The 24,020-nt window shown below is 58.3% G+C and carries 23 protein-coding genes; 17 read left to right on the forward strand and 6 right to left on the reverse strand.

Features of this window, described 5'->3' with window-relative positions:
* Window positions 1-73: 73 nt before the first annotated feature.
* Window positions 74-2,296, reverse strand: coding sequence for an AsmA family protein (locus N018_RS00970; RefSeq protein WP_025388625.1), 2,223 nt, complete (start codon window positions 2,294-2,296; stop codon window positions 74-76).
* Window positions 2,297-2,854: 558 nt separating this feature from the next.
* Between N018_RS00970 and N018_RS00975 the strand changes: the two genes are divergently transcribed.
* From N018_RS00975 to N018_RS01010, 8 genes are all read left to right on the forward strand, one after another.
* Window positions 2,855-4,516, forward strand: a complete 1,662-nt coding sequence (locus tag N018_RS00975; RefSeq protein WP_038400858.1) for an OFA family MFS transporter — start codon at window positions 2,855-2,857, stop codon at window positions 4,514-4,516.
* A gap of 305 nt (window positions 4,517-4,821) precedes the next feature.
* Window positions 4,822-6,021, forward strand: a complete 1,200-nt coding sequence (locus N018_RS00980) for an aromatic amino acid transaminase (RefSeq protein WP_025388627.1) — start codon at window positions 4,822-4,824, stop codon at window positions 6,019-6,021.
* Between the two features lie 92 nt (window positions 6,022-6,113).
* Window positions 6,114-6,707 (forward strand): imidazoleglycerol-phosphate dehydratase HisB, encoded by a 594-nt coding sequence (hisB, locus tag N018_RS00985; protein ID WP_002551454.1) that lies wholly within the window; start codon window positions 6,114-6,116, stop codon window positions 6,705-6,707.
* Window positions 6,707-7,345, forward strand: coding sequence for an imidazole glycerol phosphate synthase subunit HisH (gene hisH / locus N018_RS00990; protein WP_024646355.1), 639 nt, complete (start codon window positions 6,707-6,709; stop codon window positions 7,343-7,345). Before hisB ends, hisH begins: the two co-directional genes overlap by 1 nt.
* Window positions 7,346-7,349: 4 nt before the next feature.
* The gene (locus N018_RS00995) at window positions 7,350-7,610 is read left to right on the forward strand and encodes a DUF2164 domain-containing protein (protein ID WP_024646356.1); all 261 of its coding nucleotides are present in this window, start codon (window positions 7,350-7,352) and stop codon (window positions 7,608-7,610) included.
* 107 nt (window positions 7,611-7,717) lie between these two features.
* Window positions 7,718-8,455, forward strand: coding sequence for a 1-(5-phosphoribosyl)-5-[(5-phosphoribosylamino)methylideneamino]imidazole-4-carboxamide isomerase (hisA, locus tag N018_RS01000; RefSeq protein ID WP_024646357.1), 738 nt, complete (start codon window positions 7,718-7,720; stop codon window positions 8,453-8,455).
* A 19-nt stretch (window positions 8,456-8,474) separates the two neighbouring features.
* A complete protein-coding gene (gene hisF, locus N018_RS01005) occupies window positions 8,475-9,245 on the forward strand; it encodes an imidazole glycerol phosphate synthase subunit HisF (RefSeq protein ID WP_002551458.1) in 771 nt (256 codons plus the stop codon).
* Between the two features lie 189 nt (window positions 9,246-9,434).
* Window positions 9,435-10,190 (forward strand): substrate-binding periplasmic protein, encoded by a 756-nt coding sequence (locus N018_RS01010; protein WP_024646358.1) that lies wholly within the window; start codon window positions 9,435-9,437, stop codon window positions 10,188-10,190.
* Between the two features lie 121 nt (window positions 10,191-10,311).
* Here the strand turns inward: N018_RS01010 and N018_RS01015 are convergent, their stop codons facing one another.
* The 4 genes from N018_RS01015 to gpmI all read right to left on the reverse strand — a co-directional run bounded on the left by N018_RS01015 (window position 10,312) and on the right by gpmI (window position 15,471).
* Window positions 10,312-11,094, reverse strand: a complete 783-nt coding sequence (locus N018_RS01015) for a divergent polysaccharide deacetylase family protein (RefSeq protein WP_025388628.1) — start codon at window positions 11,092-11,094, stop codon at window positions 10,312-10,314.
* 3 nt (window positions 11,095-11,097) lie between these two features.
* Window positions 11,098-12,429, reverse strand: a complete 1,332-nt coding sequence (locus tag N018_RS01020) for a S41 family peptidase (protein ID WP_024646360.1) — start codon at window positions 12,427-12,429, stop codon at window positions 11,098-11,100.
* 33 nt (window positions 12,430-12,462) lie between these two features.
* A complete protein-coding gene (locus tag N018_RS01025) occupies window positions 12,463-13,785 on the reverse strand; it encodes a murein hydrolase activator EnvC family protein (protein ID WP_024646361.1) in 1,323 nt (440 codons plus the stop codon).
* Window positions 13,786-13,938: 153 nt separating this feature from the next.
* Window positions 13,939-15,471, reverse strand: coding sequence for a 2,3-bisphosphoglycerate-independent phosphoglycerate mutase (gpmI, locus tag N018_RS01030; RefSeq protein ID WP_025388629.1), 1,533 nt, complete (start codon window positions 15,469-15,471; stop codon window positions 13,939-13,941).
* Between the two features lie 145 nt (window positions 15,472-15,616).
* Between gpmI and N018_RS01035 the strand changes: the two genes are divergently transcribed.
* From N018_RS01035 to secB, 3 genes are read left to right on the forward strand one after another with little or no spacing between them, the layout of a single operon-like run.
* Window positions 15,617-16,030 carry a rhodanese-like domain-containing protein gene (locus N018_RS01035; protein WP_024646363.1) on the forward strand — a complete coding sequence of 138 codons (414 nt, stop codon included), beginning with the start codon at window positions 15,617-15,619 and terminating at the stop codon, window positions 16,028-16,030.
* A gap of 2 nt (window positions 16,031-16,032) precedes the next feature.
* Window positions 16,033-16,284 (forward strand): glutaredoxin 3, encoded by a 252-nt coding sequence (gene grxC / locus N018_RS01040; RefSeq protein ID WP_002551467.1) that lies wholly within the window; start codon window positions 16,033-16,035, stop codon window positions 16,282-16,284.
* Window positions 16,285-16,324: 40 nt separating this feature from the next.
* A complete protein-coding gene (gene secB, locus N018_RS01045; protein WP_024646364.1) occupies window positions 16,325-16,813 on the forward strand; it encodes a protein-export chaperone SecB in 489 nt (162 codons plus the stop codon).
* A gap of 61 nt (window positions 16,814-16,874) precedes the next feature.
* Here secB and trmL read toward each other — a convergent pair whose 3' ends face one another.
* Window positions 16,875-17,330, reverse strand: coding sequence for a tRNA (uridine(34)/cytosine(34)/5-carboxymethylaminomethyluridine(34)-2'-O)-methyltransferase TrmL (gene trmL / locus N018_RS01050; protein ID WP_002551469.1), 456 nt, complete (start codon window positions 17,328-17,330; stop codon window positions 16,875-16,877).
* Between trmL and N018_RS01055 the strand changes: the two genes are divergently transcribed.
* From N018_RS01055 to ssuB, 6 genes are all read left to right on the forward strand, one after another.
* The gene (locus tag N018_RS01055) at window positions 17,329-17,769 is read left to right on the forward strand and encodes a hypothetical protein (RefSeq protein ID WP_025388630.1); all 441 of its coding nucleotides are present in this window, start codon (window positions 17,329-17,331) and stop codon (window positions 17,767-17,769) included. The two genes, trmL and N018_RS01055, sit on opposite strands and share 2 nt — an antisense overlap.
* 1,020 nt (window positions 17,770-18,789) lie before the next feature.
* On the forward strand, window positions 18,790-20,151 hold the full coding sequence (locus N018_RS01060) for an OprD family porin (RefSeq protein ID WP_025388631.1): 1,362 nt from the start codon (window positions 18,790-18,792) through the stop codon (window positions 20,149-20,151).
* A 168-nt stretch (window positions 20,152-20,319) separates the two neighbouring features.
* Window positions 20,320-20,958: a peroxiredoxin gene (locus N018_RS01065; RefSeq protein ID WP_025388632.1), complete on the forward strand. Its 639-nt coding sequence runs from the start codon at window positions 20,320-20,322 to the stop codon at window positions 20,956-20,958.
* A gap of 456 nt (window positions 20,959-21,414) precedes the next feature.
* The gene (locus N018_RS01070) at window positions 21,415-22,380 is read left to right on the forward strand and encodes a sulfonate ABC transporter substrate-binding protein (protein WP_025388633.1); all 966 of its coding nucleotides are present in this window, start codon (window positions 21,415-21,417) and stop codon (window positions 22,378-22,380) included.
* A gap of 28 nt (window positions 22,381-22,408) precedes the next feature.
* On the forward strand, window positions 22,409-23,206 hold the full coding sequence (gene ssuC, locus N018_RS01075) for an aliphatic sulfonate ABC transporter permease SsuC (RefSeq protein ID WP_024647219.1): 798 nt from the start codon (window positions 22,409-22,411) through the stop codon (window positions 23,204-23,206).
* On the forward strand, window positions 23,203-24,015 hold the full coding sequence (ssuB, locus tag N018_RS01080) for an aliphatic sulfonates ABC transporter ATP-binding protein (protein ID WP_024647218.1): 813 nt from the start codon (window positions 23,203-23,205) through the stop codon (window positions 24,013-24,015). Before ssuC ends, ssuB begins: the two co-directional genes overlap by 4 nt.
* The last annotated feature ends 5 nt before the right edge of the window (window positions 24,016-24,020 follow it).

Consider the following 24,020-nt stretch of genomic DNA (forward strand, 5'->3'; position numbering starts at 1 on the left):
GAAAGTCTTTTATTGCCAAGCGTCAGTGGCTCAGGAGCGCCGTGATCGGCGCTCCTGGGCAATCCGCCATCGGCTAGCGTTTGAACAGCCCTTTCAGGGCGTCCTTGAACTCGGGACTCACCTTGTCGCCCAGTTTCTCGTTCAGCTTGTCCTCAAGCTTCTCGCCGATTCGGTCGCCCGCCAGTTTTGCGGCGATCTGACCGACGCCTTCCTTGTCCAGGCGGCAGGCTTTGGCACCCAGCTCCAGCGGGCCACGGCACTGCACCGGCCACTCGATACCGACGAAGCGCGGGTTGATCTCGCAGGCCGGGTCCGGCATGTCGCTCTTGTCGCCCTCGACGATGATGCCGACGCGGTAGTTCATGCCCAGTACGCGCAGGTCGACGTCACCGTTACCGTTGACTGCCATGCCCGGCGTACGCACCTTGAGGTCCGGGTTGCTGGCCACGCCGTTGCGCACCACCAGAGTGCCGTTGAGTTGCTGGAACGGTGTGTCCTTGGCGCGTGGTTCGCCGCTCAGGGTTTTGCGGTTCAGGATCGAAATGCCCCTGCACAGTTGCTGTTCAAGGTTGGCGTTGACCAGCACGCCATTGTCCAGGGCGAAGCTGGCAGTGCCGTTCAGGCCGTCGATCAGGGCTTTTTCGCTGTTGCCTGTGCCGGACAGGTCGCTGTTGAGCGTCAACACGCCACGCACCGGAGGTTTCTGGCCCTGGCTTTCCAGAATGCGCTCGATGGGCACCCTGGCGATACGCGTCTGCACGCTCACAACCGGTACGTCAGGGCGGACGTCCAGATTGCCCTTGACCTCGAAGTTGCCGTTGTACAGGTCGCCGCTCAATGTCTCGAGCCTGATCACGCCAGCGTTGGCCTGAGTCTTGAACGCCGCGTTGTTGATCGGCAGTTTTTCCAGTGTCAGCTTGCCGAAGCTGAGGTCAGCCTCGACGTCCAGCGTACGCAGACGCTCCAGTGGCAGCAGCCTGGTGGTGCTCCAGGCCGCTTTGGTCGGTTGCTCGGGCAGCGGCGAGTCACCTGCGACGGCCGCAGCTTCACCACTCTGCACTTCGGACTGACGCGCAGCCTTGGCGCCTTTGCTGTCTTCACTTTCGGCAGGGTGGTAGCGGTCGGCGTCGAAGGTATCGCCCTTGAGCTGCACACGCAGCGCCTGTCGGGCGAAATCATCTACGGCGATGCGCCCGGTGAAGGTGCTCTCATCGACTTTCAGGTTGAGGTTTTCAAGTACTACGCTGGTGGGCGTACCGCTGAGACGAGTGACCATCTCAACTTTGCTCAGCGCGCCCTCGGCCATGGCGGGCAGCGGGTGGCCGATGTTTTCCATGAACGTGCGCAGGTCGAGCTGCGCAATCGACAGGCCGCCAGTGATTTGCGGTGTTTTATCCAGATCGCGGGCGCGCAGTTCGCCCAGCGCACGCAACTGGTTGGCGGAAAACTTCAGGCTGTTCCATTCGGCGATATTGGCGGCCAGGTCGACCAGTAACTGGCCTTGAGCCGAGTAGGTCACCGTCTTGCCTTGCAACGGCTCGCCTGCGATTTCACCGGACAGGCGCATGTCTTCAAACTGATAGCGTTTGAGCGCTCGGTCCATACGCAACTGCCCGACCAGCTCGGTCTTGGCGCGCACCACTGGCTGGTTGGTGCTGAGGAAGGCGGTCAGCTTGATTGGGATGTCCGACGCCTCGCGAATCGGGCCGGTGCTCAACTGTATGCTTTCGGCCATGAAGGTCTGGCCTTTTCTGGCGTCGCTGTAGTCCACGCGAGCGTTATTGACCGTGAGGCTGTCGATGTCCAGTCGGAGAGGCTGCGAGGCACGCTCCGGTTTTGGCGCTTCGGCAGCCGGCGCCGGAGTGGTTTCAGGTGTTGCTGTTGATGAAACGGCGGGCTTGCCGATGTCTTCCCAGTTGCCGTGACCATTTTCGTCACGGTGCAGGGTCAGATTCAGGCCTTCGACGCGGATGTCGCTCATCTGTACCTGGCGGCGCAGCAGCGGAAGGACGCGAACGGACAAGCCGAGCATCTGCACGTCGGCGAACGGCTGATCAGGGGCGGTCAGGGTAGCGACGTGGGTGTCGTGCAGTTCCAGGCCAAGCCATGGGAACAGACTCCAGCCGATATCGCCATTGAGCGTCAGTTCGACGTTGGCCTTTTCACGCGCCAGTTGTCGAATCTCGTCTTTATAGTCGTTGGGATCAAACAGGTGAGTCAGGGCAAAGCCGAGAGCCACGATGATCAGCAACAACCCGAGAATAAACAGCCCCAGGATTTTGCCGAACGCTTTCATGGGCGAGTCCTTGTGTCGATGTTCAAAAATAGCCCACGAGTATACCGCCCCTGCGTGCTTCTCGGGCTGTCGATGCCGTTATTGCCGAGCGGAATCCTCTTTCCGAGGGGCTGGCCTTTTTCGAATGGCTCGACAGCTGACGCTCGGTGATGCTGTTCCGGCAGATTTTTCTGATCATCTACGCAGCGTTGACGGCAGACGAAAGTACACGGTTTGGTGCTTCACGATATGCCTTGCGGGCTTATTTCAGCGCATGGCCAAGTGCAAGTTGGTTGGCTGGATATAGAGATCAAGTGCTCTTCTATTGGTCTGTTAATTGGTTGCCTCTATGGGTCAATAGATGGCGTGGATTGACCGGTGTATCTTGATAATAAAAACGACACAGCAAGATGCTTATTTGCCATCAGACAGTGGTAGTCTCCGTTTTTGCTGGCTAAAGGTGCGTCTTTTTGTCACGTATCTGAATAACCTGCCGATAAAACAGACATGGCCGCATGGCATCGAGTCTGTGGCGGGCCAGTGGACCATCTGCGAGCTTCACACATTGGGGTAATTATAATGAGCACAAGCACAGCCTTGGGCGGCGAAGCCGTTCAGCCTGCGTTCTTGTCCAAAGAGCGCATTATCGCCAAGCCCGGTTTCAACCGTTGGCTTGTTCCACCTGCAGCATTGGCAATTCATCTTTGCATCGGTATGGCTTATGGCTTTTCGGTGTTCTGGTTGCCACTGTCGAAGGCTATTGGTGTTAGTGCACCTGTCGCGTGTACACCGGACATGGGTTTCTTCGCGCAGATGTTCGCGTCGACCTGTGACTGGCAGATATCCATGTTGGGCTGGATCTATACGCTGTTCTTCATCTTTCTGGGTTGCTCGGCTGCCACTTGGGGTGGCTGGCTGGAACACGCAGGTCCACGCAAGGCCGGTGTCGTTTCGGCACTGTGCTGGTGTGGTGGTCTGCTGATTTCTGCGCTGGGTATCTACACGCACCAGATCTGGCTGATGTGGCTGGGTTCTGGGGTGATCGGCGGTATCGGCCTGGGGTTGGGTTATATCTCTCCGGTATCGACCCTGATCAAGTGGTTCCCGGACAAGCGCGGCATGGCGACCGGCATGGCGATCATGGGTTTTGGTGGCGGCGCGATGGTGGGCGCACCGCTGGCCACTGCGCTGATGGGGCATTTCGCTTCGGCTGAAAGCGTGGGCGTCTGGCAGAGCTTCGTGGTGATGGCGGCGATCTACTTCGTGTTCATGATCGGTGGCGCTCTGGGCTACCGTGTTCCGCCAACCGGCTGGAAACCTGAAGGCTGGACCGCTCCGGCTGCCAAGGCCAAGAACTCGATGATCACCAACCGTCACGTGCATGTCAGCGTGGCCTGGAAGACTCCGCAGTTCCGTCTGGTCTGGCTGGTGCTGTGCCTGAACGTATCGGCCGGTATCGGCATCCTGGGCATGGCTTCGCCGCTGCTGCAGGAAGTGTTCGCTGGCAAGCTGCTGGGTAACACTCTGACGTTCGGCGAGCTGAATGCCGATCAACTGAAAGCCATTGCTGCCATTGCAGCCGGGTTTACGGGGCTGTTGAGCCTGTTCAACATCGGTGGTCGATTCTTCTGGGCTTCGTGCTCGGACTTCATCGGTCGCAAGGCAACCTACTTTGTGTTCTTCGCACTGGGCTTCCTGCTTTATGCGTCGGTTCCGACACTGAGCCACATGGGCAGCATCGCGCTGTTTGTTGCCGCGTTCTGCATCGTGTTGTCGATGTACGGTGGCGGTTTCGCAACGGTTCCGGCTTATCTGGCAGACCTGTTCGGTACGCAGATGGTCGGTGCGATCCACGGTCGCCTGTTGACCGCCTGGGCAGCGGCAGGTGTGTTGGGTCCGGTATTGGTCAACTACCTGCGTGAGTACCAGCTCAGCCACGGTGTTGCGCGTGCGGATGCCTACGACATCACCCTGTACATCCTGTCGGGTCTGCTGGTGCTGGGCTTTATCTGCAACCTGCTGATTCGTCCGGTTGCCGACAAGTACTTCATGACCGATGCCGAACTGGCGGTTGAACAAGCCATCGGTCACGACAAGGGCGCCAATGCCACCACTTCGTTGGAGTGGAAAGCATCCGATAGCAGCAAGCCGCTGGTCATCGCGGCCTGGTTGGCCGTCGGCATCCCGCTGGCGTGGGGCGTCTGGGTCACCCTGCAAAAGACCGCAGTGCTGTTTCACTAAGAGCCTGTAGGTCACAGAAAAGCGCTTGCACCTCGGTGCAGGCGCTTTTTTTTGCCCGTATACCTCTCGCCGCGCTGAGTACTCAAGATCGGACGCAGAGCGTCCAGAAATGCATGCCAACGCGGAGCATGGGTACGAGAGGTGTTCTCTCGGCCACCTCTCGTTCCGCACGCTCCGTGGGAATGCCTTTCGTAACGCTCTGCGTCACACGTCTACGCCCCAATGTGCGCGATGCACTGCCCGTTCTGTTGCAGACGCTGCTACATTAGCAACCCCTGATTTTATTGTTTGAAGGAGTTGTTCGCATGCTTGCCCACGTGGAGTCATACGCCGGTGATCCGATCCTTTCGCTGATGGAAACCTTTGGCAAGGATTCGCGTGCGGACAAGGTCAATCTGAGCATCGGCTTGTATTACGACGCAGTGGGTCGTATTCCGCAGTTGGCATGCGTAGCAACAGCGCAGCAACAATTGGCCGAAGGCGAGCAGGCTGCTTCGGTGTATCTGCCGATGGAAGGTCTGGCGCCTTATCGACAGGCGCTGCAGACCCTGCTGTTCGGGGCGGACCATCCGCTGGTGCAGGCCGGTCGTGTAGCGACTATCCAGACCGTTGGCGGCTCGGGTGCGCTGAAAATCGGTGCCGACTTCCTCAAGTATGCATTCCCGGACTCTCAGGTGTGGGTCAGTGATCCGACCTGGGAAAACCACCTCGCGCTGTTCGGCGGAGCGGGTTTCAAGGTCAATACCTACCCGTACTTCGATGCCCGGACCGGTGGCGTCAGGTTCGACGCGATGCTCGACACCGTACAGAGCCTGCCCGCGCAGAGCATTCTGTTGCTGCACCCGTGCTGCCATAACCCGACCGGCGCCGACCTGTCGGTTGAGCAGTGGGATCAGTTGATCGAGGTGATCAAGAAGCGTCAGCTCATCGCGTTTCTGGATATCGCCTACCAGGGCTTTGGCAAGGGCATGGACGAAGACGCCTACGCGATTCGTGCGATGGCCGATGCAGGTGTCACCACCCTGGTCAGCAACTCGTTCTCGAAAATCTTCTCTTTATACGGCGAGCGGGTCGGCGGGCTGTCGGTGGTCTGCGAAGACACCGCGTCGGCGGCCAACGTCTTCGGTCAGCTGAAAGCCACTGTGCGCCGCAACTATTCAAGCCCGCCTGCGCATGGCGCGTTTCTGGTCTCCAAAGTCCTCAATACGCCGCAATTACGTGAACAATGGCTGAGCGAAGTCGAGGCCATGCGCCTGCGCATCATCGACATGCGTACCCGCCTGGTTGAGGTGCTGGCGCAGAAAGTCGCCGGGCGTGATTTCAGCTTCATCCTCAGGCAGAACGGCATGTTCAGCTATACCGGGCTGACCCCGCAGCAGGTTGACGAGTTGAAAGATGTTCACGGCATCTACATGCTGCGCAGTGGCCGGGTATGCATGGCGGGCCTGAATGAAGAGAATATCGACAAGGTATGTGACGCAATCGCGAGCCTCTTCACTCACTAATTACCCTGCTGGTCGTCTGTTTGCTTCATGGCGAGCGCTTCTGAGCCTATAATGCTCGCCTTTTTTCGCCCAATGATTTTGCGGAGCTGGTGATGGCCGAACGTAAGGCGTACGTCGAGCGCAATACTCTGGAAACCCAGATCAAAGCCTCGATCAACCTGGATGGCACCGGAAAGGCCCGATTCGATATCGGCGTGCCGTTCCTTGAGCACATGCTTGACCAGATCGCCCGGCACGGGCTGATCGACCTGGACATCGAGTGCAAAGGTGACCTGGCAATCGACGATCACCACACGGTCGAAGATGTCGGAATCACCGTTGGCCAGGCGTTCAGCCAGGCCATCGGCGACAAGAAAGGCATTCGTCGTTACGGCCACGCTTATGTGCCGCTCGATGAAGCACTGTCGCGCGTGGTCATCGATTTCTCGGGTCGTCCGGGCTTGCAGATGCATGTGCCGTACACCCGCGCCACGGTTGGCGGCTTCGATGTGGACCTGTTCCAGGAGTTCTTTCAGGGCTTCGTCAACCACGCCAATGTGACGCTGCACATCGACAACCTGCGTGGCACCAACACTCATCACCAGATCGAGACCGTGTTCAAGGCCTTCGGTCGTGCGCTGCGCATGGCGGTCGAGTTGGATGAGCGCATGGCTGGTCAGATGCCTTCCACCAAGGGTGTGCTCTGATGCAGACGGTTGCGGTCATCGACTACGGCATGGGCAATCTGCACTCGGTCGCCAAGGCGCTGGAGCATGTGGGCGCAGGCCGTGTGCTGATTACCAGCGACGCCAAGGTCATTCGTGAAGCCGACCGTGTGGTGTTTCCGGGTGTTGGCGCGATCCGCGACTGCATGGCCGAGATCCGCCGCCTGGAGTTTGATTCGCTGGTTCAGGAAGTGAGCCAGGACCGCCCCTTTCTCGGCATCTGCGTCGGCATGCAGGCGTTGCTCGACAGCAGCGAAGAGAATGGCGGCGTGGACTGCATCGGCATGTTTCCCGGCCAGGTGAAGTTCTTCGGCAAGGACCTGCACGAAGATGGCGAGCACCTGAAAGTGCCGCACATGGGCTGGAATCAGGTTTCCCAGGCGGTGGATCACCCGTTGTGGCACGACATTCCTGACCTTGCGCGCTTCTACTTCGTGCACAGTTTCTACATTGATGCTGCCAACCAGCGTCAGGTGGTCGGGCGTGGTCACTACGGGCTCGATTTCGCTGCAGCGCTGGCCGATGGTTCGCGTTTCGCCGTGCAGTTCCACCCCGAGAAGAGTCATACCCACGGCCTGCAATTGCTGCAGAACTTCGCCGCCTGGGATGGTCGCTGGTAAGCGCATGAGCAAAGCCAAGGGCAAGCCGCCCATTCTGACCCTCTCGCCTGAGCATGAGCAGCAGGCGATCGACAAGCTCAAGCGCCTGTTTGCAGACCGCTTCGAGCTGGAGCTGGGGACGTTCGAAGTGGCGGAAGTGCTGGAGCTGTTCACGCGCGAGATTGCCCCGCATTACTACAATCGCGCCATCTTCGATGTTCAGCAGCATCTTAAAGAGCGGTTCGAGAGCATCGAAAGTGATCTCTGGGCACTCGAAAAGAATTGAATAGAAGCAGCTTTGAACTTCAAGTTTCAAGCCGCAAGAATCAGTGAGTACGCATACTTGCAGCCAATCGCTTGCAGCTTGCCGCTCTTTCAGACCAAGGAATAAGCATGCTGATTATCCCCGCTATCGATCTCAAGGACGGCGCCTGCGTACGTCTGCGTCAGGGCCGGATGGAAGATTCCACTGTGTTCTCCGATGACCCGGTGGCCATGGCCGCCAAGTGGGTCGAAGGTGGTTGCCGGCGTCTGCATCTGGTAGACCTGAACGGTGCGTTCGAAGGTCAGCCGGTCAACGGTGATGTGGTCACGGCCATTGCCAGGCGTTATCCGAACCTGCCGATCCAGATCGGTGGCGGTATTCGTTCGCTGGAAACCATCGAGCACTACGTCAAGGCGGGCGTGAGCTACGTCATCATCGGCACCAAGGCCGTCAAAGAGCCAGAGTTCGTGGCCGAAGCCTGCCGTGCGTTCCCCGGCAAGGTGATTGTTGGCCTGGATGCCAAGGATGGCTTCGTCGCCACCGACGGCTGGGCTGAAGTGAGCACCGTGCAGGTCATTGACCTGGCCAAGCGCTTTGAAGCCGATGGCGTGTCGGCCATTGTCTACACCGACATCGCCAAAGACGGCATGATGCAGGGCTGCAATATCCCGTTCACCGCTGCGCTGGCGGCTGCAACGCGGATACCGGTGATCGCTTCGGGCGGCATTCACAACCTGGGCGACATCCAGGCGCTGTTGAACGCCAGGGCGCCGGGTATTATCGGTGCAATCACCGGTCGTGCCATTTATGAAGGCACGCTGGATGTGGCTGAAGCGCAGGCGCTCTGCGATCGCGAACAACGCTGAATAGCTGGAGATTGACTCTGTGGCCCTAGCCAAACGCATCATTCCTTGCCTCGACGTCGACAACGGTCGAGTGGTCAAGGGCGTCAAGTTCGAGAACATCCGCGATGCAGGCGATCCGGTCGAAATCGCGCGTCGGTACGATGAACAGGGTGCTGATGAAATCACTTTTCTCGACATCACCGCCAGCGTCGATGGCCGCGACACCACGCTGCATACCGTTGAGCGCATGGCCAGTCAGGTGTTCATTCCGCTGACGGTGGGCGGTGGCGTGCGCACCGTGCAGGACATCCGCAACCTGCTCAATGCCGGTGCTGACAAAGTTTCGATCAACACCGCCGCCGTGTTCAATCCTGAGTTTGTCGGCGAGGCGGCTGCCCGTTTCGGTTCGCAGTGCATCGTAGTGGCTATCGACGCCAAAAAGGTCTCCGGCCCGGGCGAAACCCCGCGCTGGGAAATCTTCACCCATGGCGGGCGCAAGCCTACCGGGCTTGATGCGGTGCTCTGGGCGAAGAAAATGGAAGACTTGGGCGCGGGCGAAATCCTCCTGACCAGCATGGATCAGGACGGCATGAAGAACGGCTTTGATCTGGGTGTTACTCGCGCCATCAGCGATGCGCTGGGCATTCCAGTGATTGCTTCGGGTGGCGTTGGCAACCTGGAGCACCTGGCTGCCGGTGTCATCGAAGGGCATGCCAGTGCTGTGCTGGCCGCGAGCATCTTCCACTTTGGCGAATACACCGTTCCTGAGGCCAAGGCCTATATGGCCAGCCGCGGGATCGTGGTGCGTTAAGCTCTTGCGCATGCAGGGCGAGTGTCGTTTGTGTCCAGCCCCTGAGCTTGCAACACCCGGCGCTCGTTTCATTTCAGGTTGTTCCGGTTCGAGTTATTGCTTGTAAGCGACATCGCAGAGTACCGGGCTAGACAGTACATCGGGTTACCGGCACTCTGCATGCGTCGTCCACGATCGAGTGCCTGAACAATGTTCAAACGTCTATTTCTTGCCCTGATCGGGGTCGGCGTCCTGTTGAGTGAAGGTGCTCATGCCAGCGACACACGGCCTTATTCCATGGTGTTGCTGACCGAGAATTTTCCGCCGTTCAACATGGCGGTCGATGGCAAGAATTTCGCTCAGGAAAACAACATCGACGGCATCGCCGCTGAAGTCGTGCGCGAGATGTTCAAGCGCGCCAACATCGGCTACAGCATGACCCTGCGCTTTCCGTGGGATCGCGTTTACAAACTCGCGCTTGAGAAGCCCGGCTACGGGGTGTTCTCCACCACACGTCTGCCCGAGCGCGAGAGCCTTTTCAAATGGGTAGGCCCGGTCGGTTCCTATGACTGGATCATGCTCGCGCGTGGCGACAGTCCCATCACTCTGACTTCGCTGGAGCAAGCCCGGGATTACAAGATCGGCGCCTACAAAGGCGATGCCATCGGCGAGCGTCTGAACACCATGGGTTTGAATCCGATCCTGATGCTGCGTGACCGGGACAACGTTAAAAAGCTGGCCAATGGGCAGATCGATTTGTGGGCTGTGGGTGATCCTGTCGGGCGCTATCTGGCGAAGCTCGAAGGCGTTACCGGGTTCAAGACGGCGCTGCGCTTCAACAGCGCCGAGTTGTATCTGGCGGTGAACAAAAACACGCCTGACGAGATCGTCACTCGCCTGCAAAAGGCGCTTGATCAGATGCGCGCCGAAGGTTGGGTAGACGCCGTCAAAGCGCGTTATCAGTAGTCAATCAAACCTGCCACGAGGGCAATTTCTTCTCGTACCGCGGAAGGCTGCCCGTTGATGTCGTGGGCGTAGCAACAGATCTTCAGCGGTAGCGACCTTGCGCGCTATGTCAGCTTGCGGATCAGCGATACACCCCATTTTTGCCATGTGCCGCACTCGCCTGATTGCCGCGCTCGCTGATCATGCTGCGCAGGTCGATCCATTCGACGCCCTGCGCCTTTAGGGTGGGCAACTCGCGCTCCAGCACGTCCAGCGTGACTGGGTAGGGGTGACCGATCACTACGGCCGAGCCATATTTGCGGGCGATTTTGATGGCGGTCTGCAATTGGCGGGTGATGGCTTCGGCCGTGCGCTCGTCGTCCAGAAACACGTCGCGGGAGACGCTGGCCAGACCGATACGCTGCGCCTCGGCGGCAGCCACGGTTTTGGCGCTGGTGCGGCTGTCGACGAAAAACAGATGACGCCGCTGCAACTCGGCCATCAGCCAGGTCATGGCCACAGGCTCGGCCGTCATTCTGCTGCCCATGTGATTGTTGATACCGGCGGCATACGGCACCTTCAGCAGAGCAGCATTGAGTCGGCTTTCCAGTTCAGGCAGGGGCAGTTCGGGGTGCCAGGCATACGGACCGGTCGCGGGGTCCATCGGCATGTGCAGCATCACCGTTTTACCTGCGCGGTGAGCCTGGCGGGCAAAATCGGTGGCATGCGGGGTGTCAGGCATGATCGCCAGCGTGACCGGGCCGGGCAGCGCCAGCGTGCGGCTGTCGCGGTCAGGGTTCTGTCCCAGATCGTCGATGATCAGGCTGAGGTACGCTTTCGAGGGTTTGTCAGCATGCTCGGCTGGCGCTGCATGGGCAGCGCCAGTGATCGAGAGTGCCAACAGCAACGAGCCGAGAAGACGCATCGGTCAGTTGCCGCGGGTGATGCTCAGCCCCTTCAGCAGGCTGAGCGCCTGACTGAGCTGGAAGTCGTCATCCTGCGGACGCGCCTTGGCCGCTGCACCACCTTTGAGCGTCGGTTTGTCCGCGCCACCATTGCCGTTGCCGAGGTGACCCAGCAGATCGGCTTCCTTGTAGTTCTCGCCGTCCGCTTCACTGGTGACCTTGGCCCGACGTACCACGATGTCCGGGTTGATGCCCTGCGCCTGAATGGATCGGCCATTAGGCGTGTAATACAGCGCCGTGGTGATCTTCAGCGCGCGGTCGTTGTTCAGCGGCAGAACGGTTTGTACCGAGCCTTTGCCGAAGGTGTCGGTGCCCATCAGAATGCCGCGCTTCTGGTCTTGCAGAGCGCCGGCGACGATCTCCGAAGCAGAGGCGCTGCCGCCGTTGATCAGTACGACCAGAGGCACGCCTTCGCTGGCGTCTGCCGGGTCTGCCGAGAAGCGCAGCTCGGAGTTGGCGATGCGGCCTTTGGTATAGACGATCAAGCCTTTGGTCAGGAAGTGATCCGCCACCTGTACCGCCGATTGCAGCACGCCGCCCGGGTTGTTGCGCAGATCGAGAATCAGGCCGCTCATCTTCTTGCCGTTGTCCTTGCGGAATTTGGCCAGGGCCTTGCCGACTTCGTCACCGGTCTTGACCTGGAACTGAGTGATACGGATATAGCCGTAGCCGTTCTCCAGCATCTGCGCCTTGACGCTCTTGACCTGAATGGTCGCCCGCGCCAGTGTCACGTCAAACGGAGTGCCTCCGTCGCGCACCAGCGTCAGGGTGATCTTCTCGCCGATCTTGCCACGCATCTTGTCGACGGCTTCCTGCATGTTCTGGCCCTGGGTCGGCGTGCCGTTGATCTTCACGATCAGGTCGCCTGCCTCGATGCCAGCCTTGGAAGCCGGGGTGTCGTCGATGGGCGAAACCACTTTGACGAAACCGTCTTCGACACCCACTTCGATGCCCAGCCCGCCAAACTCGCCGCTGGTGCTTTCCTGCAACTCCTGGAAATCTTCCGGGCCGAGGTAAGCAGAGTGCGGGTCGAGGTTGCTGAGCATGCCCTTGATGGCGTTCTCCAGCAGAGTCTTGTCATCCACCGGCTCTACGTACGCGGCCTTGACCCGATCCATGACCTCGGCAAAGGTGCGCAGCTCGTCCAGAGGCAGCGGAGGCTTGGCATTGGCGTTGGCGGGCGCAACGGCTGCAGGAGCGGCTGGCGTGGTCTTTTCGGCAGCTTGCGCCAGCGGCGCGCCGATAACGATGGCAATCGCCAGAGCCAGCGAGGTGAGGCGGGACAAATGCAGCATGTCTAACGAACTCCTACAGATATTGGCGCCGACTTATCCTTGAGTGCGGCACCATTGGGCCGGATCGCTGGGGCGACCCTGCTGACGAATAGCAAAGTACAACGCTGCCGTGTCCTGACCGCCACTATTGCCGACCGTGGAGATCGCTTCACCGGCTTTTACAATGTCACCTGCCGACTTGAGCAGACTCTGATTGTGCCCATAGAGGGTCAAATAGCCATTGCCATGGTCGAGAATGACCAGAAGCCCGGCACCGCGCAACCAGTCAGCGAACACCACTCGTCCGCCGTGCACCGCATGTACCTGGCTTCCGGCTGCCGCACTGATCATGACGCCGTCCCATTTGGTCCGCTCATCATCACCGCGCGCTTCACCGAAACGTGCAAGCAGTCGACCATCGATAGGCCATGGAAGTTTTCCCTTGGCCTCGGCAAAAGGTCCGCCGTAGGAAACACCGGCACTGGAAACGACTGCGCCGGGGGCTTTGACCGGGCGACGCGGTGCGGGTTCAGCATCGGCCTTGCTGCTGTTGCTATTGTTGTTGCGAGCCACGGCTTCAGCTTCGCGCTGACGTTTCTCCTCAGCTTCGCGGGCTGCAACCAGCGCCTTCTGACGCGCTTCTTCGGCTTCGCGTGCCTGACGGGCCAGGGTTTCCTCGATGGTCTTGAGCACCTTGGCCAGGTCAGCCTGATCCTGCTGGCGTGCCTGCAATTTCTGATCGCGCGCCTTGTAGTCCTGATTCAGCTTGGCCAACGCCTGCTGGCGTTCCTGGCGAACCTTGGCCAGTTCTTCGGTCTGGCTTTCCAGGTTGCTCTTCTGCACCAGCAATTGTGCCTGTTGCAGATCGATGTCTTTTTCGACTCCGGCCAGCTGGCGCAAGGTTTCATTGAAATTGTGCAGCTGCGCCAGACGCGCCTGGCTCAGGTAATCGTAATAGGTGAGGGTTCGGGCAAACTTCTCGGGGTGCTGCTGATTGAGCAACAGCTTGAGGTATTCCTGGCGGCCACTCTGATAGGCGGCGCGGGCCTGGATGGCAATCAGACGTTGCTGTTCAACGCGAGCGGTGTTGAGTTTTTTTTTCTCACTGTCGAGCTTTTGCAGCTCGGCTTCGGTCTTTTTTAGTTCCTTTTGCAGGACCTCGACCTGCTTCTCCAACTTGCCCATGTCGGTTTCAGTGGTGCGCAGATCCTTCTGGACGCCTGCACGTTCTTCCTGAAGCTTGCCCAGGACTTTTTGCAGCTCCGTCACGTCCTGGCGCGCAGCATCTATCTGTTTTTGGGTTTGCACACGCTCGTCTTCGGCAAACGCCGGATTGAGCAGGCAGATCAGAGCAAGGGCAATCAAGGCGCGGAGCATGTGGGTGGGCGATACCGAGGAATTGTGAGAAAAAATGTCAGGCCTAGTATGCCCGCCATGCGTTGCAAAAAAAACGCCTCGCAGCCACTGCTTTGAGGCCTGGAACATAAAAAACCGGCCTTGCCTAATGGCTAAAGGCCGGTTTTCAGCGGTTTACTCGGTCACCAGGATCGAATGACCAGTCATTTCCGCTGGCTTCTCCATGCCCAGCAGTTGCAGCATGGTGGGCGCGACATCAGCCAGAACCCCGCCTTCGCGAACTTTCAGCGGTCGTTTGCCGACATAGACGAACGGCACCGGTTCTGACGTGTGTGCAGTATGCGCCTGTCCGGTGGAGTCATCGGTCATCTGTTCAACGTTGCCGTGGTCTGCCGTGATCAACGCTTCGCCGCCGACTTTTTCCAGCGCTTCGGTAATCCGCCCAACGCAGACGTCCAGGCATTCAACCGCCTTGATCGCGGCCTCCATGATCCCGCTATGGCCGACCATGTCGCCGTTGGCATAGTTGACGATGATCACGTCGTAACGCTGATGTTCGATGGCATCGACGATTCTGTCGGTCACTTCCGGCGCGCTCATTTCCGGTTGCAGGTCATAGGTGGCAACTTTCGGTGACGGAATCAGGATGCGCTCTTCGCCGGGGAACGGTTCTTCACGTCCGCCAGAGAAGAAGAAGGTGACGTGCGCATATTTTTCAGTCTCGGCAATACGCAGCTGGGTCTTGCCGTTGGCAGCCAGGTATTCGCCCAGTACGTTTTTCAGGCTGCCCGCCGCAAACGCGGAGGGTGCCGGGATACTCGCCGCGTACTGGGTCAGCATCACGTAGTTGATCTTTGGCTGGCGGGCGCGCTCGAAGTCCTTGAAATCGTCTTCGACGAATACGCGGGTCAGTTCGCGGGCGCGGTCGGCGCGGAAGTTCATGAACACCACCGCGTCGCCATCTTCCACTCTGGCGGGCTCGCCAATGCGTGTGGCTTTGACGAACTCGTCGTTCTCGTCGCGGGCATAGGCGGCTTCAAGCCCGGCTACGCCAGTCTCCGCGTGAAACTCTGCCGTGCTGTCGACGATCAGGTTATAGGCAGAAGAAACCCGGTCCCACCGGTTGTCACGGTCCATGGCGAAGTAGCGGCCAATGATCGTGGCGACTCGACCCTTGCCCAGGCGAGCGAAGGTCTGGTCCATCAGCTCAAGGGACTTCTTTGCGCTGCGCGGTGGTGTGTCGCGACCGTCGAGGAACGCGTGAAGATAGATGTTCTCGGCGCCGCGTTTGACGGCCAGTTCGGCCATGGCGACCAGGTGATCCTGATGGCTGTGAACGCCGCCATCGGACAGCAGGCCCATGATGTGCACGGCCTTGCCTGCACTGACTGCTTTATCCACTGCAGCGCAGATGGTCGGGTTTTCGAAAAACTCGCCGTCACGAATGGCCTTGGTCACCCGGGTGAAGTCCTGATACACCACCCGACCTGCACCGAGGTTCATGTGACCGACTTCAGAGTTGCCCATCTGCCCGTCCGGCAGGCCGACGTCCATACCCGACCCGGAAATCAGGCCGTTGGGCATGGTTTCGTAGAGACGATCCATGACTGGCATCTTGGCGGCCAGAATGGCATTGCCCTTGTGGCTTTCGCTGTGTCCGAAGCCATCCAGGATAATAAGGACCAGAGGTTTTGGCGTGGCAGTCATAGAACCCACTCGATGCTGGTTGGATTAAAGTACAAGGGAACGGCATTTTAAGGACAAGTTCAAACGGCGTCACTGCCGTACGGACTTTGGCCGACCTTGGCTGCTGTGTATACTGGCCGACATTTTAACGCCCTGGAACCTACTGATGGTTGCTCACCTGCTTGAATTCGCCACTAACCACTATTTGATCACCGGTGCCTTCGTCATTCTGCTGGGACTGCTGATCGCTTACGAAATGAGCAAAGGCGGCGCCAGCCTTAGCACCCGCGAGCTGACAGCGCTGGTCAACAGCGATCAGGGCGTGGTCATCGATGTGCGCTCCAAAAAGGATTTCACGGCGGGTCACATTGTCGGCTCCCTGAACTTTCCGCAGGACAAGGTGCTGACCCGCACCGATGAACTGCAGAAATACAAGGACAAGACGTTGATCATAGTCGATGCAATGGGGCAGCATGCGGGCAGCACCGCCCGGGAGCTGCTCAAGTCCGGCTTCAAGGCGGCCAAGCTGTCCGGCGGGATTTCCAGCTGGCGCGGCGATAATCTTCCTCTGGTGAAGTGAAAATGGCTCAAGTCATCGTCTATTCCAGCGACTATTGCCCGTATTGCATACGTGCCAAACAGTTATTGCAGAGCAAAAGCGTGGCTTTCGAGGAAATTCGGGTGGACGGCAAGCCGCAGCTCCGCGCCGAGATGACCAAGAAAGCCGGTCGCACGTCTGTACCGCAGATCTGGATCGGCTCGACCCACGTGGGCGGCTGTGACGACCTTTTCGCTCTGGAGCGTGCCGGCAAGCTTGATGCGCTGCTGGCCTGATTCCCTTTAATCTTTCAGCCCTATCTGACAAGGATCCGAGATGACCGATCAACCGAACAACGGCGCTGTTGAAAACGAAGAAAACGGCCCGCAATTTTCCCTGCAGCGTATCTACGTTCGCGACCTGTCGTTCGAAGCGCCAAAAAGCCCGGCAATCTTCCGCCAGGAATGGACGCCAACCGTCAGTCTTGACCTCAACACCCGCCAGAAACAACTGGAAGGTGATTTTTACGAAGTCGTGCTGACCTTGTCGGTGACCGTCAACAACGGCGACGAAGTGGCTTTCATCGTTGAAGTGCAACAGGCCGGTATCTTCCTGATCAAGGGTCTGGAAGACGGCGCAATGAGCCACACCCTCGGCGCGTTCTGCCCGAACATCCTGTTCCCTTACGCTCGCGAAGCCATCGACAACCTGGTCGTTCGCGGCTCGTTCCCTGCGCTGATGCTGGCTCCGGTGAACTTCGACGCTCTGTACGCGCAAGAACTGCAACGCATGCAGGAAGCTGGCGAAACGCCGACTGTTCAGTAAGCGTTACCGCTGCAAGCAAAAAGCGCCTTTCGGGGCGCTTTTTTGTGCATCGCGCATCGGTCTAGGCAAATCCGTGCTGACGCCATGCTTCATAGACCGCCACGGCGACGGTGTTGGACAGGTTCAGGCTACGGCAGCCTTCGCGCATGGGCAGTCGCAGGCGATGCTCGCTGCTCAGCGAGTCGAGGATATCGGCGGGCAGGCCGCGGCTTTCCGGGCCGAACAGAAATGCATCGCCTGGCTCGAAGCTCGCATCATGAAAAGGTCGCGAGCCTTTGGTGGTGAAAGCGAACAACCTGGGGTTGCCGATTTTCTCCAGGCAGCTGGCCAGATCAGCATGAGTCTGCAGCGTGGCATACTCGTGATAGTCGAGACCGGCACGGCGCAGGCGCTTGTCGTCCAGCTCGAAACCCAATGGTTCGATCAAATGCAGGGTGCAGCCACTGTTGGCGCACAGCCTGATGACGTTGCCGGTATTCGGCGGAATTTCTGGTTGAAAAAGGATGACGTGAAACATGCACGGCTCCGAACGAAAGGACGGGATGCATTCTACCCCTGAAGAGGACCCGAGACCGAAGCTATGGCCGCGTGTTCTTGGTTCGATGGCAATTGTCGGCTTCACCGTGGGCACCATTATCGGTCGTCTGTTGCAGCCTGATCCTGTCGAGCTTGAGCAGATCGAGGAGTTGCCCACGGGGCTGGCGCTCTGGTTCAACGAAGAACCGAAGTATCAGGGCGCGACGGTAGACGGTGCAGTGGTGCTCAATGTCGACGCTTCAGGGCGGCCATGGACGGGGCAGCTGAGATTCGACAACAAGGTAGCGCGCTGGAAGGTAGAACAAGGGGAGAAGGGGTTGGTGCTTACGCTCCTGGCAGCCCGCCCACTTCATGGCGACTGGCGCACTGAGAAGGTGGACGGGCGCTGGAGACTGGAGGTCAGTCTCCGGGAGGAATAAAAGAGGGGAATCCCCGGCCTGCCTGTACCAAGGTCCCCAAAACTGGTGATGTATAAGCTAATGCAGAGGGCGTGCCAGTTTTCATTAGAGGGCCCTGAAAAACTTCCCTAGATCTGAATTCATGTAGCGCCTTTCAAACTATGTGATCTCTATTCATCTCATAACCGTTTGATTTTTAAATATTTTATATGTCAGGCGGAAGTCTGTATCACGACCGCAATTCTGGGTCGATCATATTGCTGTGCCGCGCACTTTTGATAACGCACTGCTTACCGACGCCTGTGCTTGTCCCCAGGCGCACTCAATTTGCGCACCACGCATGCGCAGAAACCCATACTGATGCACTCGTTCGCTGGAAGACGACCGTCGAACCGTATGTCCCCCGCGTATAAACGCCTCTTCGCGCTTCTGCCAAATGGCCGAGTGGAGCTGCGCGTGACACCAAAATTGCCTTTTTGTTCATCTGGTCTACAGTGAGGAACGGGTTTTCATCATAAAAAGACCTTGAAAATGGCCCAAAAAAGCCAAGTGAAGAAATTTTCTTGTGCTCGAAGAGGGTGCATCATCAAAGTGATGACAACTGTCACATTAACTGACTAGTCTCCCCGAAGTGCCCGAACCGCAAGGCTTTCATCGGTTGGCCACTATTGTGCCTACCATGATGACCGAGACCGGAACGGCCGCATTTCTGCGGCTGGGTGCGTGAAAACGAGAGATCTGACGAACGGTACCAAAATATATTTTGGGAATTGGGTAATTAGGTCGATACACTCCGTGACGTTGCTGCTGACACGAGCTGTGACATATGACTGGATGTTCTCAGGACTCTTGAAAAAGTTTCTTTAGCGCATAAAGGCATTTGGTCAACGTGTTGCCATCGACAAACGCGGTCTAGTCAAAAGTCAGGGCGAACAGAATCCATTGATCTCGGATCGGGACTGTCGCCTATCGCTAATCCGTGGGTCAGGGCAAAGCCCGGCACCATGGATATAAAAAATTAGATTCACGAGGAGCGTAGCAATGAAGAAGTCCACCCTGGCCTTGGCCGTAACCGTCGGTGTATTGGCCCAGCAGGCCGGTGCAGCTGGTTTCCTTGAAGACAGCAAAGCGTCCGTTAGCTCTCGTACTCTGTATTTTGACAACGACCAGCGTGAGCCTGGCTCGGCCAACAATCGTGAGACTGCTACTGGTTTGAAGTTTGACTACCTGTCGGGCTTTACTCAGGGCACTGTTGGTTTTGGTCTTGACCTGCAAGGTCTGGTGGGAGTTCACCTTGATGGTGGCCGTGGCCATCACGCAGTGAACGGTGCCATCTCGCCTTCTGACACTGATGGTTCTTCAGTTGACGAGTGGAGCCGTCTGGGCGCCAACGGCAAGGTACGCTTCTCGAAAACCGAGCTGAAAGTCGGTAACGCATTGGCACCTAACCTGCCAATTCTGGTCAGCAACGATGGTCGTCTTCTGCCTCAGGCTTTCCAGGGCGGTATCCTGACGTCCAAGGATCTGGACAACGTGACCTTCACCGCTGGTCAACTGAGCAAGTCCATTGGTCGTGCTTCGAGCAACTGGACGGACCTGTCCGTTGCTGGCGCTACTGAGGGCAGCGACCAGTTCCGTTTCGCTGGCGCAGACTGGAAAGTCACCAAAGACCTGACCCTGCAGTACTACTACGCCAACCTTGAAGACTTCTACAAGCAACATTTCTTGGGTCTGGTTCATGTCTACCAGATCAGCGACAACCAGTCCTTCAAGACTGACCTGCGTTACTTCAATAGCAGCTCTGACGGCAAAAACAGCAGCGGCGCAACTGGCTACAGTTTCAACAACAATGGCGGTTATGCCAAAAAAGCTGGTGAAGTAGACAACACCACCTGGTCCGCCATGTTTACCTACTCCTTGGGTGGCCATGCGTTGATGCTTGGTCGTCAGCAGGTTGGTGATGACGGCGGTATGGTTTATCTGGGCCAGGGTAATGTCACCAAAAACGGCACCAGCCGCTCCAGTTCCGAAGGCAACGGCGGTTCGAGTTTCTACCTGTTCACTGACTCGATGATCAATGGCTTCAACCGTGCGGGTGAAAACACCACGTTCGGTCAGTACTCGTATGACTTCGCCAAGGTTGGCGTTCCAGGCCTTAAAGCAGCCGTTGCCTACCTCTACGGCGATGACATCAAAGGCGCACGTAATACCACTTCGTTCGGCAACGAGTATTCTGAGTGGGAGCGCGATGTGCGCCTTGACTATGTGGTACAGAGCGGTCCATTGAAAGGCTTGGGCACTTCATTGCGTCGCGGGAACTACCGTGCTGATGGTGGCCTCAACGGCGCTGTTGATGCTGACCAAACCCGTCTGATCTTCAACTACACCTACAACTTCATGTAAGTGTATTGATGTTCAAAGGAACCCCGCCTTGCGCGGGGTTTCTTTTGTCTTGTTTTTGATATTTCTTATGGCTATATGAAAGTGATTATTTATTCTTTTTGATTTTCCTGCATCGGGCGCACAGTGAGGTCAGACCAAGACATCCCGAACATTACCAGGAGCACCATCATGACACTGCGACTTGGCGACATCGCCCCGGACTTCGAGCAGGAATCCAGCGAAGGTCGTATCCGTTTCCATGAGTGGCTCGGCGATAGCTGGGGTGTGTTGTTTTCCCATCCGGCCGACTTCACGCCTGTCTGCACCACCGAGCTGGGTTTCACCGCCAAATTGAAAGACGAGTTTGCCAGGCGGGGCGTCAAGGCGATTGCGCTGTCGGTAGACCCGGTCGACTCGCACATCAAGTGGATCGACGACATCAACACCACGCAAAATACCCAGGTCAACTTCCCCATCCTGGCCGATGCCGATCGCAAGGTTTCCGACCTGTACGACCTGATTCATCCCAATGCCAGCGACACACTGACGGTGCGTTCGCTGTTCGTGATCGATCCGAACAAGAAAGTGCGCCTGACCATTACCTATCCAGCCAGTACCGGGCGCAACTTCCACGAGATATTGCGGGTTATCGACTCCTTGCAGCTGACCGATAACTACAAAGTTGCCACGCCTGCCAACTGGGTGGATGGCGATGATGTTGTGATTGTGCCGTCGATCAAGGACGAAGCCGAGATCAAGCAACGCTTTCCCAAGGGCTATAAGGCCGTCACGCCTTACCTGCGCTTGACGCCACAGCCAAACCGCTGATTTTCGATCAACCAGGCGTGGGGTTATTCGGGCCGATTTATCGGCCCTTTTTTATTGTGCCCAGGCTTCGTGTGCACTCCAGCGTAGAACTGCCAAAAGCGGACGCAGAGCTTCAAGAACGGTGCTCCCACGCGGAGCGTGGGAGCGATACAGCATGCCGGACACCGATTGATCGTTCCTCACTCCAACGTGTGAATGCCGTGGGTGACGCTCTGCGTCACCTATCTTCGCCGCACCGCACCGCACAGTCAGGATCGGACGCAGAGCATCCAGAACAGCATGCAGACTCTGAGCGGGGCGCGATGGTTGAGGGTTCTTATATTCATTTATGGAATAACCAAATGAATAAATAAGATTTATAGATATAAAAAATGACTGTTAATGTCTCCTCATTCCCGTTTTGTCCATCGGCATCTGTCGAGCAGGGACCCACCCATATCGGTATAGGAGCGCAGCATGCGCACTGTCATTTTGCGTCGAGGCCTTGTTGCGCTGTTTGCTGCTGCGGTTGCTCTTGGTGTCGTTACTCAGGCTCAGGCAGAAGACCTGCGCATCGGTTATCAGAAATACGGCACGCTGGTCCTGCTCAAAGCCAAGGGCTCGCTGGAAAAGCGTTTGGCCGAGCAGGGCGTGAAAGTGCAATGGACCGAATTTCCCGGTGGCCCGCAGTTGCTTGAGGGGCTGAACGTGGGCTCTATCGACTTCGGCGTAACCGGTGAAACACCGCCGGTCTTCGCTCAGGCTGCGGGTGCCGATCTGCTGTACGTTGCTTACGAGCCACCCGCTCCCACCAGCGAGGCCATCCTGGTGCCCAAGGACTCACCGATCACCTCGGTGAAGGACCTGAAAGGCAAGAAAGTCGTGCTCAATAAAGGCTCGAACGTTCATTACCTGCTGGTTAAAGCGCTGGAAGACGCTGGTCTCAAGTACACCGATATCCAGACTGTGTTCCTGCCGCCAGCTGATGCGCGCGCCGCTTTCGAGCGCGGCAGCGTGGACGCCTGGGTCATTTGGGACCCGTACCAGGCCGCAGCTGAACAACAACTGCAGGCGCGCACATTGAAAGACGGCACTGGCATCGTCGACAACCACCAGTTCTATCTGGCAACCAAACCTTACGCGCAGAAGAATCCGAAAGTAATCCAGGCCCTGATCGAGGAAGTCCGTGCCGTGGGCGAGTGGTCCAAGGCTCACCCGGAAGAAGTGACCAAACAGGTCGCACCGTTGCTGGGGCTGCCTGCCGATATCACCCTGACCTCGGTGAAGCGCCAGGGCTACGGCGCGCAGTTCTTGTCTCCGTCGGTGGTCGCTGCGCAGCAGAAAATCGCTGACACCTTCTACCAGCTCAAACTGATTCCCAAGCCGCTCAGCATCGCTGACGTGGTCTGGACGCCACCTGCTGCTGTGGCTCAGGCGCAGTGATCAACAGGCCCTTCGAGGAGAAAACTCCATGAGCCTCAGTGCTTCGCAACGCATCGTTCACCGACTGGCGCCCTGGGCACTTCCGGTTTTGCTGCTGGCGATCTGGCAACTGTCGGTCAGCGCTGGCTGGCTGTCCACGCGCATCCTGCCAGCGCCCAGCGCCGTCATTGAGGCGGGCGTCAACCTGGTCGCCAGTGGCGAAATCTGGACTCACCTCGCAATCAGTGGCTGGCGCGCCGGGATCGGCTTTGCCATCGGCGGCGGCATCGGCCTGGCGCTGGGCTTTATCACCGGCCTGAGCACGTGGGGCGAGCGTCTGCTGGACAGCTCGGTGCAGATGATCCGCAACGTACCGCACCTGGCACTGATTCCGCTGGTCATCCTGTGGTTCGGCATCGACGAAACCGCCAAGATATTTCTGGTCGCGCTGGGCACCCTGTTTCCGATTTACCTGAATACCTATCACGGCATCCGCAACATTGATCCGGCGCTGGTAGAGATGTCTCGTAGTTATGGCTTGTCAGGTTTCAGCTTGTTTCGCCATGTCATCCTGCCGGGGGCCATGCCCTCAATTTTGGTCGGCGTGCGCTTTGCGTTGGGTTTCATGTGGCTGACGCTGATTGTCGCTGAAACCATTTCGGCCAGTTCCGGCATCGGCTATCTGGCGATGAACGCACGGGAATTTCTGCAAACCGACATCGTGGTGCTGGCCATCGTGCTGTACGCCGTACTCGGTAAACTGGCCGATCTAGCCGCGCGAGGCCTGGAACGTGTCTGCTTGCGCTGGCATCCGGCCTATCAAGCGAGCAAAGGCGGTGCCGCATGACCAGTCTGAAACAGCAACCACCGCATCTGTTGCGCGGCATCCCGCTGGCAGTGCAAAACCTGAAAAAAACCTTTGGCTCCCGCGAAGTGCTCAAGGACATCGACCTGCACATTCCGGCCGGTCAGTTCGTCGCCATTGTCGGCCGAAGCGGGTGCGGCAAAAGTACCTTGCTGCGCCTGCTCGCCGGTCTGGATAAACCGACCGAGGGCCGCTTGCTGGCGGGCTCTGCGCCGCTGGACGATGCTCGCGAAGACACGCGGCTGATGTTTCAGGAAGCGCGCTTGCTGCCCTGGAAGAAAATCATCGACAACGTCGGCCTGGGTCTCAGCGGCGACTGGCGCACGCAGGCCCTTGAAGCGCTTGAGGCTGTCGGCCTTGCCGAGCGGGCCAACGAATGGCCTGCAGCATTGTCCGGTGGCCAGAAGCAGCGTGTTGCACTGGCCCGCGCGCTGATTCACAAACCACGCCTGCTGTTACTCGACGAGCCGCTGGGTGCGCTGGATGCCCTGACCCGGATCGAGATGCAGCAACTGATCGAAAAGCTCTGGGGCCAGTACGGCTTCACCGTGCTGCTGGTCACTCACGATGTCAGCGAGGCCGTCGCGATTGCCGACCGGGTGATCCTGATCGAGGAAGGACAGATCGGCCTCGACCTGCTGGTCGATCTGCCTCGTCCACGCGTTCGCGGCTCGCATCGCCTTGCGGCACTGGAAGCCGAAGTACTCAACCGCGTGCTGGCACTCCCAGGCTCGCCGCCCGACCCGGAACCTTTTTCGCCACTGCCCACGCAATTGCGCTGGGCAAATTAACCCTG

This window comes from Pseudomonas syringae CC1557, from assembly GCF_000452705.1.
GTDB classification, from domain to species: Bacteria; Pseudomonadota; Gammaproteobacteria; order Pseudomonadales; family Pseudomonadaceae; genus Aquipseudomonas; species Aquipseudomonas syringae_F.

Bases quoted from the DNA above. Each gene is read 5' to 3' on its own strand.
- N018_RS01060 (WP_025388631.1), top strand. From the start codon at position 18,790: ATGAAGAAGTCCACCCTGGCCTTGGCCGTAACCGTCGGTGTATTGGCC.
- N018_RS00995 (WP_024646356.1), top strand. From the start codon at position 7,350: ATGAGCAAAGCCAAGGGCAAGCCGCCCATTCTGACCCTCTCGCCTGAG.
- N018_RS01035 (WP_024646363.1), top strand. From the start codon at position 15,617: ATGGTTGCTCACCTGCTTGAATTCGCCACTAACCACTATTTGATCACC.
- gpmI (WP_025388629.1), bottom strand. From the start codon at position 15,471: ATGACTGCCACGCCAAAACCTCTGGTCCTTATTATCCTGGATGGCTTC.
- ssuC (WP_024647219.1), top strand. From the start codon at position 22,409: ATGAGCCTCAGTGCTTCGCAACGCATCGTTCACCGACTGGCGCCCTGG.
- N018_RS00975 (WP_038400858.1), top strand. From the start codon at position 2,855: ATGAGCACAAGCACAGCCTTGGGCGGCGAAGCCGTTCAGCCTGCGTTC.
- N018_RS00980 (WP_025388627.1), top strand. From the start codon at position 4,822: ATGCTTGCCCACGTGGAGTCATACGCCGGTGATCCGATCCTTTCGCTG.
- N018_RS01010 (WP_024646358.1), top strand. From the start codon at position 9,435: ATGTTCAAACGTCTATTTCTTGCCCTGATCGGGGTCGGCGTCCTGTTG.
- N018_RS01015 (WP_025388628.1), bottom strand. From the start codon at position 11,094: ATGCGTCTTCTCGGCTCGTTGCTGTTGGCACTCTCGATCACTGGCGCT.
- ssuB (WP_024647218.1), top strand. From the start codon at position 23,203: ATGACCAGTCTGAAACAGCAACCACCGCATCTGTTGCGCGGCATCCCG.
- N018_RS01070 (WP_025388633.1), top strand. From the start codon at position 21,415: ATGCGCACTGTCATTTTGCGTCGAGGCCTTGTTGCGCTGTTTGCTGCT.
- N018_RS00970 (WP_025388625.1), bottom strand. From the start codon at position 2,296: ATGAAAGCGTTCGGCAAAATCCTGGGGCTGTTTATTCTCGGGTTGTTG.
- N018_RS01025 (WP_024646361.1), bottom strand. From the start codon at position 13,785: ATGCTCCGCGCCTTGATTGCCCTTGCTCTGATCTGCCTGCTCAATCCG.
- grxC (WP_002551467.1), top strand. From the start codon at position 16,033: ATGGCTCAAGTCATCGTCTATTCCAGCGACTATTGCCCGTATTGCATA.
- N018_RS01020 (WP_024646360.1), bottom strand. From the start codon at position 12,429: ATGCTGCATTTGTCCCGCCTCACCTCGCTGGCTCTGGCGATTGCCATC.
- secB (WP_024646364.1), top strand. From the start codon at position 16,325: ATGACCGATCAACCGAACAACGGCGCTGTTGAAAACGAAGAAAACGGC.
- N018_RS01065 (WP_025388632.1), top strand. From the start codon at position 20,320: ATGACACTGCGACTTGGCGACATCGCCCCGGACTTCGAGCAGGAATCC.
- hisH (WP_024646355.1), top strand. From the start codon at position 6,707: ATGCAGACGGTTGCGGTCATCGACTACGGCATGGGCAATCTGCACTCG.
- hisA (WP_024646357.1), top strand. From the start codon at position 7,718: ATGCTGATTATCCCCGCTATCGATCTCAAGGACGGCGCCTGCGTACGT.
- N018_RS01055 (WP_025388630.1), top strand. From the start codon at position 17,329: ATGCACGGCTCCGAACGAAAGGACGGGATGCATTCTACCCCTGAAGAG.
- trmL (WP_002551469.1), bottom strand. From the start codon at position 17,330: ATGTTTCACGTCATCCTTTTTCAACCAGAAATTCCGCCGAATACCGGC.
- hisB (WP_002551454.1), top strand. From the start codon at position 6,114: ATGGCCGAACGTAAGGCGTACGTCGAGCGCAATACTCTGGAAACCCAG.